12 protein-coding genes, 3 tRNA genes and 1 pseudogene are annotated in these 12,829 nt (G+C 71.2%); 8 read left to right on the forward strand and 8 right to left on the reverse strand.

The genetic code is table 11. The features are described from left to right. Nucleotides 1-78 (reverse strand): annotated as a pseudogene (locus tag ACWDNY_RS29895) (ribulose-phosphate 3-epimerase); the annotation flags it as partial. Between the two features lie 243 nt (nt 79-321). On the opposite strand from ACWDNY_RS29895, the gene ACWDNY_RS29900 reads away from it, so the two are divergent. After that, entirely contained in the window at nt 322-1,359 is a 1,038-nt protein-coding gene (locus ACWDNY_RS29900; protein WP_451648948.1) for a rod shape-determining protein, read from the forward strand. A gap of 373 nt (nt 1,360-1,732) precedes the next feature. After that, a complete protein-coding gene (locus ACWDNY_RS29905) occupies nt 1,733-1,885 on the forward strand; it encodes a hypothetical protein (protein ID WP_451648949.1) in 153 nt (50 codons plus the stop codon). 148 nt (nt 1,886-2,033) lie between these two features. Here the strand turns inward: ACWDNY_RS29905 and ACWDNY_RS29910 are convergent, their stop codons facing one another. After that, complete coding sequence (locus ACWDNY_RS29910) at nt 2,034-2,360, reverse strand: hypothetical protein (RefSeq protein WP_451648950.1); 327 nt, start codon at nt 2,358-2,360, stop codon at nt 2,034-2,036. Nucleotides 2,361-2,819: 459 nt separating this feature from the next. Between ACWDNY_RS29910 and ACWDNY_RS29915 the strand changes: the two genes are divergently transcribed. Beyond that, nucleotides 2,820-4,043: a cytochrome P450 gene (locus tag ACWDNY_RS29915; protein ID WP_451648951.1), complete on the forward strand. Its 1,224-nt coding sequence runs from the start codon at nt 2,820-2,822 to the stop codon at nt 4,041-4,043. On the opposite strand, the gene ACWDNY_RS29920 is transcribed toward ACWDNY_RS29915, so the two are convergent. The 3 genes from ACWDNY_RS29920 to ACWDNY_RS29930 are packed head-to-tail and all read right to left on the reverse strand — an operon-like array spanning nt 4,044 to nt 4,916. Beyond that, nucleotides 4,044-4,259, reverse strand: coding sequence for a hypothetical protein (locus tag ACWDNY_RS29920; protein ID WP_451648952.1), 216 nt, complete (start codon nt 4,257-4,259; stop codon nt 4,044-4,046). Nucleotides 4,260-4,278: 19 nt separating this feature from the next. After that, nucleotides 4,279-4,686, reverse strand: a complete 408-nt coding sequence (locus ACWDNY_RS29925) for a PIN domain-containing protein (RefSeq protein ID WP_451648953.1) — start codon at nt 4,684-4,686, stop codon at nt 4,279-4,281. Further along, nucleotides 4,683-4,916 carry a type II toxin-antitoxin system VapB family antitoxin gene (locus ACWDNY_RS29930; RefSeq protein WP_250400441.1) on the reverse strand — a complete coding sequence of 78 codons (234 nt, stop codon included), beginning with the start codon at nt 4,914-4,916 and terminating at the stop codon, nt 4,683-4,685. Before ACWDNY_RS29930 ends, ACWDNY_RS29925 begins: the two co-directional genes overlap by 4 nt. A gap of 643 nt (nt 4,917-5,559) precedes the next feature. Between ACWDNY_RS29930 and ACWDNY_RS29935 the strand changes: the two genes are divergently transcribed. Next, nucleotides 5,560-5,748 (forward strand): phosphoketolase family protein, encoded by a 189-nt coding sequence (locus ACWDNY_RS29935; RefSeq protein ID WP_451648956.1) that lies wholly within the window; start codon nt 5,560-5,562, stop codon nt 5,746-5,748. A gap of 366 nt (nt 5,749-6,114) precedes the next feature. Here the strand turns inward: ACWDNY_RS29935 and ACWDNY_RS29940 are convergent. The 3 genes from ACWDNY_RS29940 to ACWDNY_RS29950 form a co-directional block, all read right to left on the reverse strand. Then, nucleotides 6,115-6,191 (reverse strand) — tRNA-Ile (locus tag ACWDNY_RS29940). 178 nt (nt 6,192-6,369) lie between these two features. Further along, a tRNA-Asn gene (locus tag ACWDNY_RS29945) sits at nt 6,370-6,442 on the reverse strand. 5 nt (nt 6,443-6,447) lie between these two features. Continuing rightward, a tRNA-Asn gene (locus ACWDNY_RS29950) sits at nt 6,448-6,520 on the reverse strand. A 146-nt stretch (nt 6,521-6,666) separates the two neighbouring features. Between ACWDNY_RS29950 and ACWDNY_RS29955 the strand changes: the two genes are divergently transcribed. The 4 genes from ACWDNY_RS29955 (at nt 6,667) to ACWDNY_RS29970 (ending at nt 12,655) form a co-directional block, all read left to right on the forward strand. Beyond that, complete coding sequence (locus ACWDNY_RS29955; protein ID WP_451648957.1) at nt 6,667-6,972, forward strand: YtxH domain-containing protein; 306 nt, start codon at nt 6,667-6,669, stop codon at nt 6,970-6,972. A gap of 99 nt (nt 6,973-7,071) precedes the next feature. After that, a complete protein-coding gene (locus ACWDNY_RS29960; protein ID WP_451648954.1) occupies nt 7,072-8,526 on the forward strand; it encodes an FGGY family carbohydrate kinase in 1,455 nt (484 codons plus the stop codon). Nucleotides 8,527-8,993: 467 nt separating this feature from the next. After that, nucleotides 8,994-10,727 carry an ABC transporter ATP-binding protein gene (locus tag ACWDNY_RS29965; RefSeq protein ID WP_451648958.1) on the forward strand — a complete coding sequence of 578 codons (1,734 nt, stop codon included), beginning with the start codon at nt 8,994-8,996 and terminating at the stop codon, nt 10,725-10,727. After that, entirely contained in the window at nt 10,727-12,655 is a 1,929-nt protein-coding gene (locus tag ACWDNY_RS29970) for an ABC transporter ATP-binding protein (protein WP_451648955.1), read from the forward strand. Before ACWDNY_RS29965 ends, ACWDNY_RS29970 begins: the two co-directional genes overlap by 1 nt. The last annotated feature ends 174 nt before the right edge of the window (nt 12,656-12,829 follow it).

Below are 12,829 nucleotides of genomic sequence, written 5' to 3' on the forward strand. Positions count from 1 at the left end.
CATCAGGTGGCAGTCCAGCGGGGTGTCCGTCGCACGGGCCAGGGACTCCACGACCGGCACGCCGAGCGTGAGGTTGGGGTTCTGCGGCGTGGCCCGCCAGGCGCACGGGGCTCGGGTGGGGGACGTGAAGGGGCGGAACATACCGAAGCCGCGCGCCCTCCCATGCCGCTGACGGCCCCGGACACGGCCGACTACGCCCGTTCGGCGGCACCCCGCCCGGCCCACCCCAGAAGGCGGCACCCTTCCGGTCCCGCGCACGATGCGAGTAAGGCCGCCGAACCGGCGGCGGCCGCACGGTCCGTGCTCTCGGGAGGATCAGTCATGACCGCCAGTCTGGAGCAGTTGCGCCGCTGCCATTTCGCCGTCGATCTGGGAGCGGCCCGGACCCGTGTCTACATCAAGGGTGCCGGGCTGGTCGTGGACCAGCCGTCGGTGGTGGCCGTGAACACCCGCAGCAGCGCCCTCATCGCCGTCGGTGAGTTCGCGGAGCGGATGACCGGCCGGACCCCCGACTACATCCGCGTCGTCCGTCCCGTCACCGGCGGCACCGTCGTCGACATCGACATGGCCCAGCGCATGCTGCGGCACCTGCTCGACGACAGGATGCGCCGCTCGCTGCGCCGCAAGCCCTGGCTGCGCGCCGCCGCCTGCACCCCGCACGACGCCGATCCGCTGGCCCAGCGGGCCACCATCGAGACGCTGGTCGGTCTCGGCGCCCGCCGGGTGGAGCTGGTCGACACCCTCATCGCCGCGGCCGTGGGCTGCGGCATGCCCGTCGAGCGGGCCGAGGCGAGCATGATCATGGTCTGCGGCGCCGCCGCCACCCAGGTGGCCGTGCTCTCCCTCGGCTCGATCGTCACCGCGCAGCGCATCCCCGTCGGCGGCGAGGCCGTCGACCACGCGATCGTGCAGCACCTGCGGCAGGCGCACGCGCTGATGCTGCCCAGCCAGTCCGTGCGGCCGTTGCAGGTGGCCCTGTCCGGCAACGGGCTGACCCCGTACGGACCGGCGTCGACGGAGATCCACGGCCGGGACGTGGCCACGGGTCGCGCCCGCTCCGTGCAGATCGACACCGCCGCGGTGCGGGACGCCATCCAGACGCCGCTCACCGCCGTCCTCGACGGCATCTGCAAGGTGCTGCGGCACTGCCCGCCCGACCTGGTGGCCGACGTCGCCGAACGCGGGATCGTGATGGTGGGCGGCTCGGCCCTGCTGCCCGGCCTGGACGAGATGCTGCGGGAGGCGACCGGCGTGCCGGTGCACATCGCGGAGCGGCCCGACGTGTGCGCCGTGCAGGGGCTGGGCGCGATGCTGGAGGGCGAGATCGAACCGCTGGTCCTGAACCCGCTGGCGGCGTGACCCGGCCTGCGCTGGTCCTGAACCTGCTAGCGGCGTGGCCCCCGGCCTGCGCTGCCCCTGCCCCTGCCCCACGGCCCGGCCGCACGCCCGGCGCCGGCCGCCCGGACACCCGCCGCGGCCCGACACGACCCGCCCGGACACCCGACACGACCCGCCGGTCGACCGGCGCCGTCCGTGAGGCGGTCCGCACCGGGCGTCGCGCTCCCGCCGCGGCGCCGGCGCGGCGCCCGGCCGCTGGAGCGATGGTGTCGCCGCGCGCTCCGGGGTACCCGGACGGCGGCCGACGGACCCGCCGTCGGGGCGCAGCGAGCGGACGGCGGTGGGCCCCGCCGAGTGACCGCACCGTCCGCACGACCAGCACAGGAGCACGACGATGAGCCACCACACCCCGTCACAGGCCGAGGGCGACCGAGACGACGCCGACACCTCCGAGGAGCAGCCCGTGGAGGACATCACCCCCTCCCAGGCCGAGGGTGACCGCGACGACGAGACCGAGACGACCGGCGACGCCACCGACCGGTCGTGACGACGTCACGGCAGGGCGGCCGGTGCGGGCCGCTGCCCGCACCGGCCGCCCTGCCGCGCTCCCCCGCCGGGCGGGGCCGCTGCGCCAGGCGGACGCGGAAGGGCTCCCGGCGACGGACCGGGAGCCCTGTGCTGGCACACCCGCAGGCTCAGTCGCAGTACCGCGCCTCGGCAAGGAAGAAGCCGGCCGTGTAGCCGTCGGCGTAGCCCCGCACATAGAGCCGCTCGCCCTGCCGGTTCTGCCGACTCTCGCTCGTGCGCCTCGTGTCGCAGTCCTTCCGGGCGTCGCCGAAGCCCTCCCGGAAACCGTCTCTGAAGCCCATCCGGTAGCCGTCCTGTCCTGGTACGGCGGGGGGCACGCTCACGTGCGTCTCACTCGGCGTGGCCGCCACGGCCTGTCCGATGCCGAGCGGAGCGAGACCGAGGACGAGGATCGAGCCCAGCACGACGGACCGCTTCCCGTAGCCCATGCGCATGACCTACCCCCTTCACGATCGAAGGTCACGAACGACTCCTATCCACGGTATTCACCCCTATGGGTCTCGCAACTTGCCGAGCGGCCCCGACCGCCGGACTCCTGACCGCCGCGTCATTGCCCGTCCGGCGCAACGCGCCCACGGCGCGGCCCGCACATCGCACCGGCCGGTGAAGGGCACCTGACACCCCGGCAAGGGCGCTCCAAGGTGGGCGCAGCGGAACGACTCCCGCCACACCCGTCCGCCACCAGGCCGGGGCCCCGCTCGTGCCGGAGTCGGCCGTGCCCGAGCCCGCCAACTTCGGACAGCTCCCCGGTGCGAACACCAGCACCAGGATGGGACCGGCGGCCCACGGTCGATGACAGCCGGTCAGCGATGTCCCATATCACGGTGGCACGGGGTATGGACGGAAAGTTACAATCCGACAGATACATTCCGCTACGGCACTAGCCTGGGCCGATGCACACCCACGCTTCGCCCGCGTCCCTGCTGTCCGTCCTGAGGCCCCGGACCCAAGAGCGCCTCTATGACTTCTACAAGGAGCTACGGAGCGCCGACGACCTCTTCTGGGACCCCCGCCTGGATGCCTGGATCGCGACCAGCCATGCAGTGGTCAGCAGCGCCGCCGGCGACCCGCGGTTCTCCTCGGTGCGCTATCCCGACATCGAGGCCGTCTCCGAGGAACTACGGCCGCTGGCCCGGGTCCTGAGTCGGCAGATGCTCTACAGCGACGCCCCTGACCACTCCCGGCTGCGTGCCCTGCTCAGCAGAGCCTTCACCCCTCGGGCAGTAGCGACGCTCCGCGACCGGATCTCCGGGGCTGTCGAGCAGATCATCACCCGTGCGGCGCCGACCGGGCGGTTGGACGTCGTCGCGGACCTGGCCCGCCCCCTGCCCCTGACCATCATCTGCGACCTCCTCGGTGTGCCGGAACAGGACCGACCCGCCTTGTCCTCCTGGTCCGACCCGATCGCCGCGGCCATCGGTAGTTCCAGGCTCGACGCCGATGACAGCCGTGCCGCCTCGCAGAGCATGGCACGCATGCTCGCCTACCTCCGGGAACTCCTCACCTGCCAGGACTCCCCGCCCGCACCCCACACCCTGCGCGCACTGTTGACCACGCGGGTCGAGAGTACCGACCAGGACTTCGACGAACTCCTCGCCAATTGCGCCCTGCTTCTGATCGCCGGCCATGAGACCACCACCCACTTCATCGGCAACGCCGCTCTCGCCCTGCTGCGCCACCCCCAGGAAGCCGACCGACTGCGTCGGCGGACCGACCTGATCCCCGCCGCGGTCGAGGAACTCCTGCGCTACGACAGCCCGGTGCAGCTGATGCTGCGCCGGGCGCGGCACGACCTGGACCTGGCGGGTCGCTCCATCGCCGCCGGGCAGGTGGTGCTCCTGGTGTGTGGTGCCGCCAACCGGGATCCGGCCGCTTTCCCCGATCCGGACGTGCTGGACTTCCAACGGCCTGGCGGGCGGCACGTCGCCTTCGGACACGGGCCGCACTTCTGCCTCGGCGCGGCGCTGGCCCGGCTGGAGGGCGCTGTCGTCCTGGAAGCACTCCTCACCCGGCTTCCCGACCTGAGGCTCGACGGCATTCCGCCTCAGTGGCAGCGCAGCCTCAACTTCCGCGGGCTCACCCGCCTGAACGTTGCCTTCACCCCCGTCTTCGAGTGATCACGGCAGCGCCACGCAAGCCATGCTGACCGATGGCCGGTCGAGCGGGTCGCTCTTGATCTTGGCCTGGGCCCGGCTGCGCTCGGCCTTCTCCTCCGGGGTCATCTCCTTGACGTCGACCATGGAGTCCTGCTTGCGGTAGAAATCCTCCACCGCCGTGACGCGCGAGGTGTCCGGGTCCGCGCGCAGATTGCCGATCCTGGGCCCAATCCTCACACTGAGTTACCGGGCGTGATCAGGCCCGGGCGTCCCGCTGTTCCACTTCCTTGAGCACCGCGGCCACAGCGGCGAACTCGTTGTCCACGTGGAGCACGGTGTGGCCGTGGTGGACCGCTGTCGCGCAGACCAGAAGGTCGACGGCACCCGCAGAGCGATGCTGACCGCGCTGGGTGAGCTTGTACTGGGCGGTGTCCACCCAGCGCCAGGCGTTCTTCGGCACCGGAGAGAGCCCGCACAACGCGTCCAACTCCTCGGCGAGTTCATCCCGGTGCACTGGCCCTGTGGCCGAGTACAAGAACTCGGTGCGGGTGGGCTCGCAGATGTGGAACACGCCGGCGGCGACATGCCCCTCCCAGGGGCGCAGGGCCCCTGGGGTGCGGAAGAGGTGCCACAGGGCCGAGGTGTCGAGAAGATAGGTGATCACTCGAAGGCTGCCCGACGGGCACGCTTACGGGCCTCGTGCGCGGCCGCTGCGGCGTCGAACTCGCCTCGCTCACCGCGTGCGGCCAGCTTCTCCGCCGCCTCCAGTCGTCTGATCCGGGCTACGTAGTCCCGCAGGGCAGCATTGACCGTCTCCTTCTTCGTGGACGCGCCCATCAGGCGCATAGCCTCCGCCAGCGCCTCGTCATCGAGATCGATCTGGGTCACGGACATACGGCCACCCCGCCAGTGAGAGGACACGATGTACATAACCAACGTACGTCACCAACATGCTGTGCGTCGTGTCCTGACGTGTGCCGCGGCGACCCGCTCGCGCCCGCATCCGCCATCGGCCACCAAAAGCCTGCACGTTCCGCGGAGCAAGGTGCCCTGATCAGGGACATCCGACGTTTCGCCCCTGGCCGCGTGGCTGCACCGCCTCGATGCCGTGAACCTCGCGCAGGTGCTGGCGTCGCCCACGCGGTCGACGAGGACACGGCGGCCACCATCGAGTATGTCGACGGGAAGTCGGCCGCAGCGAACATGACAGCCAGATCTTCGGGACGAGCCGGAACCCAGCGCCCCACTCCCTCCATACTCGGGTCGTCGATCGGCCGCATGTGGCAGAAGGGCCGGATGCCCACGGGGTAGTGGGTGATGAACACGAATTCGTGGCTGGTGGCCTGATGGATGTGGGCGCTGATGCTCCGCTCGCCTTCCGGGTCCAGGTTGCGTCGAAGCCCGCCTTGGCTTCCTCACCTCAGTGCTGCTGCGACCTGCGGCGTGGGAATGCTGTCGGCCTCTTCGGTGCTTCACCTTCGCTGACGAGACCCTGGTCGGCGCGTGAGGGGGGGCCAACGCCGTTCTGGCCGACGCACTGTGGAGAGCCATCTGTTACTCCTCGGTGTGCCAACTCCACCTGCAGGACAACGTGCTGCGCAGCCAGCCGCTGACCGCCGAACACGTGAAGAAGCGCCCGTCCGGCCACTGGGGAACCGTGCCGGGCACCGCCTGGGCTCCGCGGCCAGGACGACGCAGCCAACGCGGCCGTGAAGTGGATACGTGATCACTGCACCGCGAACGATCTTGAGCTGGTTGGAGTGGAGAACTTCAACGACCGGTATCCGCAGGAGCAGCGGTCGGACTTATCACTCACGCGCTTCACGATAGCCCGCTCCGAAGCCCCGAGCCTTGCGGGCTGGGCGCTGCCGACGGGTCTGCCGCCCGCAGCTGCACGGGCCGCCTGCCGGGTGCCAAGCAGAGGCCGGAAGACCGCTTGCTTGAAGGTTCCTCTGTCCACTGCACCGTCCCCGCGTCCACTACGTGTCCGCTGGGTCTTGCTCTGAGCGAGTGAAGGAGGGCCGCCACGCCGAGCGTGGCGGCCCTCCTTCTACGTTGCTGCAGGTAAAAACGCTTCTGCGCGTGCAGCGCGTGGTGGGGCGGGTGGGACTCGAACCCACGGCCGACGGATTATGAGTCCGCTGCTCTAACCGGCTGAGCTACCGCCCCGTCGCGGCGCGTCGCGTACAAGTGTGCGCGCCGTCTGCCGCAGCATAGCCGCTCATACGATCTCCTGCCTCGGATGGTCGGCCTTCGACGACCTTGAGGACCCCACCGCGCGCACCACGGTTCCCGCAGGTCGGCCGCGGGCATGAAAAAGGACCCCGGAGGGTCCTCGTTCAGCGTGCTCCCCCGACTGGACTCGAACCAGTAACCTGCCGGTTAACAGCCGGCTGCTCTGCCAATTGAGCTACGGAGGACCGAGCTCCCCCGACTGGACTCGAACCAGTAACCTGCCGGTTAACAGCCGGCTGCTCTGCCAATTGAGCTACGGAGGAATGCCTCGTTGCATCGAACGTGTCCACCTGGGTAATCGCCAGGGGGCGCGCGCTCGCTGCGACACATACATTAGCGCAAGCAGGGGGGTGCTTCGCCAATCGGTTCCCTCCGACTCCGACCTCGACGCAAGGAAAGGGTGGCCGCCATGCGTTACCGGCTCACGTTCGTCGCTGGGCTCGCTCTGGGTTACGTGCTGGGTACGAAGGCCGGGCGTGAGCGTTACGAGCAGCTGAAGAAGTCGGCTCGCCAGTTCTCGCAGAACCCCGCGGTGCGCAACACCGCGGAGACGGCGGCGCAACAGGGCCGCCAGTTCGCGGGCAAGGCCTATCACGCGGTCAGTGAGAAGGTCGGCGAGCACGTGCCCGAAACGGTGGCCCAGCGGGTGCGCTCCCTGCGCGACCGCAGCGGCACCGGCTCCGGCGGAGACGACTGGGGCACCAGCGCCACGTAACGTTCGCCACCCCCGCCCCCGCCCCGCACTCCCGTCCCACCGGACCCGGCGGCGGCCACCCGGTACGGCCACCCCTCGCGGTGCGGCAGAATTTCGGACATGGGGATAGTCGCCGGGTTGGACAGTTCGCCCGATTTCACTCGTATCGTCGTCTGTGACTCGGACACGGGCGCCGTGCTCAGGCAGGGATATGCCCCGCATCCGGTGGAGGGCCCCGAGGGCGGGGGCAGGCCGGCCGACGTCGACCCGCAGGCCTGGCTGCTCTCGCTCGGGGAGGCCGCCGGAGGCGGGCTCCTCGAGGGCGTGCAGGCGATCGGCGTCTCCGCCCAGCAGAACGCGCTGATCCCGATCGACGCCCAGGGCAGCACCGTGCGGCCCGCGATGGTCGGCGGCGACCGGCGGGCGCAGGTCGCGGCGGCCGATCTGATCGACGCGCTCGGCGGCCGCGAGGCGTGGGCGCAGGCGGTGGGCACCGTGCCGCAGGCCGCGCAGCCGGTGACCAAGCTGCGCTGGCTCGCCAGGAACGAGCCCGACGCGGCCCGGCGCACCGCCCTGCTGATGCAGGCGCACGACTGGCTGGTCTGGCAGCTGCTCGGACGGCCCGTGCGCAGGACGACCGACCGCGGTGGCGCCTCGGGGACCGGGTACTGGTCGGCCGCCACCGGCGGCTACCGGCCGGACCTGGTCGAGCTGGCGCTCGGTCACCAGGTGGCCCTGCCCGAGGTGATCGGGCCCGCCGAGGCGGCCGGTACGACCCCGGAGGGCCTGCTGATCTCCGCCGGAACCGGCGAGACCATGGCGGCGGCCTTCGGACTGGGCATCGGGCTGGGCGACGCGGTGGTCTCCCTGGGCGCCTCCGGGTCCGTGATGGCCGTCCATCCCGAGGCGCTCGTCGACCAGAGCGGGATGATCACCTCCCTGGCCGACGCCACCGGTATGCACCTGCCGGTCGTCACCACGCTGAACGCCGTTCGCGCGCTGCGCGGCACCGCCGAGCTGCTGGGGCTGCCGGATCTGGAGAGCCTGTCCGACCTGGCGATGAAGTCGACGCCGGGCTCCCACGGCCTCGTCCTCCTGCCCTACCTGGAGGGCGAGCGCACGCCGAACCTGCCGCACACCGCGGGCACCCTGGCGGGCCTCAGGCGCGAGTCGATGAAGCCGGAGCATCTGGCGCGGGCCGCCTTCGAGGGCATGCTGTGCGGGCTCGCGGACGCGCTGGACGTGCTGCGGGGCAGGGGCGTGGAGGTGCGGCGGATCTTCCTGCTCGGGCCGGCCGCCGAGCTGCCCGCCGTGCAGGCGGCGGCGCCCGCGCTGTTCGGGACGCAGGTCGTGGTGCCGCAGCCGGCGGACTACGCGGCGATCGGCGCCGCCCGCCAGGCCGCCTGGGCGCTCGGTGCCTCCCAGGGCACCCTCGACCCCCGCACCCCGCCGGTCTGGCAGGGCGCGGTCGCCCAGGTCCTGGAGCCCGGCGAGGAACTGGCCGTGGGCCAGGCGGTGCGCCAGCAGTACGTGTCGGTACGCGAGCAGACGCACCCCGGCGCGTTCCACGCCTGACGACTGTCCGGCCGGGGCGGCGACACGACGCGCGTCCCCGACGGCCGCGCACGGACCGCCGCACGGGACCTGTCGCGTCACCGCCCGGCGGCAGCCGGGGTGGGCGCCGGGCGCTCGACCCGCCGGTCGTCCGGCCCGCAGGCCGGCCCCGAGCGGTGACGGCCGCCAAGGGGTGACGGGCGCCAGGAGGTGACGGGCTCCGGAAGTGCCGGACGCCGGGAGTGACGGGCGTCCGCTCCGGCGCGGTCGGGGCGCCGGGCGGTCACCCGCTCGGGTGGTTCGACGGGTGGGGCGCCGCCCGTGTGCGGCGGTGTGCCGCGCGCTGCCGTGCCGCCGGGGCCAACGGCCTGGGGCCACTCGGCCGTTGCCCGTGCCGATTAATCGGTTGAGGTAACACGGGTGGCGTGTTCGACGATAGGGGCCAGGGGACACCGACCAACCCCACCGACGACTCCGAGAGACGTAGCGTGCTCATACGACTTCTGGGGACCTATCTCAGGCCCTACCAGAGACCCATCGCCCTCCTGGTGCTGCTGCAGCTCCTGCAGACCTGCGCCACCCTCTACCTGCCCACTCTGAACGCCGACATCATCGACAACGGCGTCGTGAAGGGGGACACCGGTTACATCCTGGCGTTCGGCGCCCTGATGATCGGCATCTCGCTGGTGCAGGTGGTGTGCAACATCGGCGCCGTGTACTACGGCGCCCGGACCGCGTCGGCGCTCGGCCGGGACGTCCGGGCCGCCGTGTTCGACCGCGTGCAGTCCTTCTCCGCCCGCGAGGTCGGCCACTTCGGCGCGCCCTCCCTGATCACCCGCACGACGAACGACGTCCAGCAGGTCCAGATGCTGGCCCTGATGACGTTCACCCTGATGGTGTCCGCGCCCATCATGTGCGTGGGCGGCATCGTGCTGGCCCTCGGCCTTGACGTGCCCCTGTCGGCAGTCCTGGTCGCCGTCGTCCCGGTGCTCGGCGTCAGCGTCACGCTGATCGTGCGCCGGCTGCGCCCGCTGTTCCGCGCCATGCAGGCCCGCCTGGACACGGTGAACCGGGTGCTGCGCGAGCAGATCACCGGCAACCGCGTCATCCGCGCCTTCGTGCGCGACGCGTACGAGCAGGACCGCTTCCGCGGGGCCAACACCGATCTGACCGACATGCAGCTGGCCACCGGGCGGCTGCTCGCGCTGATGTTCCCGATCGTGATGACGGTCGTGAACCTGTCGTCCATCGCGGTGGTCTGGTTCGGCGCTCACCGCATCGACAGCGGCGGGATGCAGATCGGTGACCTGACCGCGTTCCTCGCCTACCTGATGCAGATCGTCATGTCCGTGATGATGGCCACCTTCATGTTCATGATGGTGCCGCGCGCGGAGGTGTGCGCCGAGCGCATCCAGGACGTCCTCGCCACCGAGTCGAGCGTCGTACCGCCGCTCGCGCCCGTCACGGAACTGCGCCGCCACGGTCATCTGGAGATCCGGGGCGCGGGCTTCCGCTATCCGGGTGCCGAGGAGGCGGTGCTCAAGCAGATCGACCTGGTCGCCCGGCCCGGCGAGACGACGGCCGTGATCGGCTCGACCGGCAGCGGCAAGTCCACCCTGCTGGGGCTGGTGCCCCGCCTGTTCGACGCCACCGAGGGCGAGGTCCTCGTGGACGGGGTGGACGTGCGGACCGTCGAGCCCGGACTGCTGGCGAGGACCGTCGGCCTGGTGCCGCAGAAGCCGTACCTGTTCGCGGGCACGGTGGCGACCAACCTGCGCTACGGCAACCCGGACGCCACCGACGAGGAGCTGTGGCACGCGCTGGAGGTGGCGCAGGCCAGGGACTTCGTCTCACAGCTCGAGGGCGGGCTCGACGCGCCGATCGCGCAGGGCGGCACCAACGTCTCCGGCGGTCAGCGCCAGCGCCTGGCCATCGCCCGCACCCTGGTGCAGCGCCCGGAGATCTACCTGTTCGACGACTCCTTCTCCGCGCTCGACTACGCCACCGACGCGGCGCTCAGGGCGGCGCTCGCGGCGGAGACCGCCGAGGCGACCGTCGTGATCGTCGCCCAGCGTGTGGCGACCATCCGGGAGGCCGACCGGATCGTCGTCCTCGACGGGGGACGGGTCGTCGGCACCGGGCGCCACCGCGACCTCATGGCGGACAACGACACCTACCGGGAGATCGTGCTCTCCCAGCTGACGGAAGCGGAGGCTGCCTGATGGCGGGGCCGATGGGGCGGATGATGGGCGGGGCCGGCCCCGACAGCCGCTCGATGGACTTCAAGGGCTCGGGCAAACGGCTGGTCGCGCGGTTCCGGCCCGAGCGGCTCACCGTGGGCGTGCTGCTGGTCTGCGTGGTGTTCAGCGTGGGGCTGTCCGTGATCGGTCCCAGGATCCTCGGCCGGGCCACCGACCTGGTGTTCGGCGGGATCATCGGACGGCAGACGCCGGCCGGGCTCACCAAGGACCAGGTCCTGCGGTCCATGCACGAGCGGGGCCAGGGCGAGATCGCCGACATGCTGAAGAGCACGGACTTCACCCCGGGCCGCGGCATCGACTTCGGCGCCGTCGGGAACGTCCTGCTGCTCGCGCTGGGCACCTTCCTGGCCGCCGGACTGCTGATGGCGGTGGCGACCCGGCTGGTGAACCGGACCGTCAACCGGACCATGTTCCGGATGCGCGAGGACGTGCAGACGAAGCTGTCGCGGCTGCCGCTGTCGTACTTCGACAAGCGTCAGCGCGGCGAGGTGCTCAGCCGGGCCACCAACGACATCGACAACATCGGGCAGACGCTCCAGCAGTCGATGGGCCAGCTGATCAACTCGGTGCTGACCGTCATCGGCGTGCTGGCGATGATGTTCTGGGTGTCCTGGATCCTGGCACTGGTGGCGCTGGTGACGGTGCCGCTGTCGTTCGTCGTCGCCACACGTGTCGGCAAGCGGTCGCAGCCGCACTTCGTGCAGCAGTGGCGCTCCACCGGCACCCTGAACGCCCACATCGAGGAGATGTACACCGGCCACGCGCTGGTGAAGGTGTTCGGGCGGCAGGAGGAGTCGGCGCGGCAGTTCGCCGAGCAGAACGAGGCGCTGTACGAGGCCGGGTTCAGGGCGCAGTTCAACAGCGGCGTCATGCAGCCGCTGATGATGTTCGTCTCCAACCTGAACTACGTGCTCGTCGCCGTCGTCGGCGGCCTGCGCGTCGCCTCGGGCGCATTGTCCATCGGTGACGTGCAGGCCTTCATCCAGTACTCGCGGCAGTTCTCGATGCCGCTGACGCAGGTGGCCTCGATGGCGAACCTGGTGCAGTCGGGTGTCGCGTCGGCCGAGCGGATCTTCGAACTGCTGGACGCGGAGGAGCAGGAGGCCGATCCGGTGCCGGGCGAGCGGCCGGCGGAGCTGCGCGGACGTGTGGCGCTGGAGAACGTCTGCTTCCGCTACGAGCCCGACAAGCCGCTCATCGAGGACCTGTCGCTGAAGGTGGAGCCCGGCCAGACGGTCGCCATCGTGGGACCGACCGGTGCGGGCAAGACCACGCTGGTCAACCTGCTGATGCGGTTCTACGAGGTCACCGGCGGGCGGATCACGCTCGACGGCGTCGACGTCGCGCGGATGTCGCGGGACGAGCTGCGTTCCGCCATCGGCATGGTGCTGCAGGACACCTGGCTGTTCGGCGGGACGATCGCGGACAACATCGCCTACGGCGCCTCGCGGGAGGTCGGTCGCGAGGAGATCGAGGAGGCGGCGCGGGCCGCGCACGCCGACCGGTTCGTCCGCACGCTGCCCGACGGCTACGACACCGTGATCGACGACGAGGGCTCGGGGGTCAGCGCCGGCGAGAAGCAGCTCATCACCATCGCGCGGGCGTTCCTGTCCGACCCGGTGATCCTCGTCCTCGACGAGGCGACGAGTTCGGTGGACACCCGTACCGAGGTGCTGATCCAGAAGGCGATGGCGAAACTGCAGCACGGCAGGACGTCGTTCGTCATCGCGCACCGGCTGTCGACGATCCGGGACGCGGACACGATCCTCGTCATGGAGAACGGATCCATCGTCGAACAGGGCTCGCACGACGAGCTGCTGACGGCGGACGGGGCCTACGCGCGGCTGTACAAGGCGCAGTTCGCGCAGGCGGTCGCCGAGGTGGACTGAGGGCCCCGCAAGCGGTCGCGCTGTGCGGCCGCGGTGCGAAGTGGCGGGGGGCCGCTCACCCGGGGGCCTGGACGCTGAACGGACGCCCGGCCCGCTCCCCCGGCGGTCGGCCGACGGTCCGCTCGGGGACGGCGGGCGGTCCGGGGGCCGGGCGGACGCCGCTCGGGAACGGCC

Source organism: Streptomyces sp. NPDC003697 (assembly GCF_053587115.1).

Coding starts and splice junctions, on each gene's coding strand:
- ACWDNY_RS29900 (WP_451648948.1), top strand. CDS start 322: ATGACCGCCAGTCTGGAGCAGTTGCGCCGCTGCCATTTCGCCGTCGAT.
- ACWDNY_RS29905 (WP_451648949.1), top strand. CDS start 1,733: ATGAGCCACCACACCCCGTCACAGGCCGAGGGCGACCGAGACGACGCC.
- ACWDNY_RS29910 (WP_451648950.1), bottom strand. CDS start 2,360: ATGCGCATGGGCTACGGGAAGCGGTCCGTCGTGCTGGGCTCGATCCTC.
- ACWDNY_RS29915 (WP_451648951.1), top strand. CDS start 2,820: ATGCACACCCACGCTTCGCCCGCGTCCCTGCTGTCCGTCCTGAGGCCC.
- ACWDNY_RS29930 (WP_250400441.1), bottom strand. CDS start 4,916: ATGTCCGTGACCCAGATCGATCTCGATGACGAGGCGCTGGCGGAGGCT.
- ACWDNY_RS29955 (WP_451648957.1), top strand. CDS start 6,667: ATGCGTTACCGGCTCACGTTCGTCGCTGGGCTCGCTCTGGGTTACGTG.
- ACWDNY_RS29960 (WP_451648954.1), top strand. CDS start 7,072: ATGGGGATAGTCGCCGGGTTGGACAGTTCGCCCGATTTCACTCGTATC.
- ACWDNY_RS29970 (WP_451648955.1), top strand. CDS start 10,727: ATGGCGGGGCCGATGGGGCGGATGATGGGCGGGGCCGGCCCCGACAGC.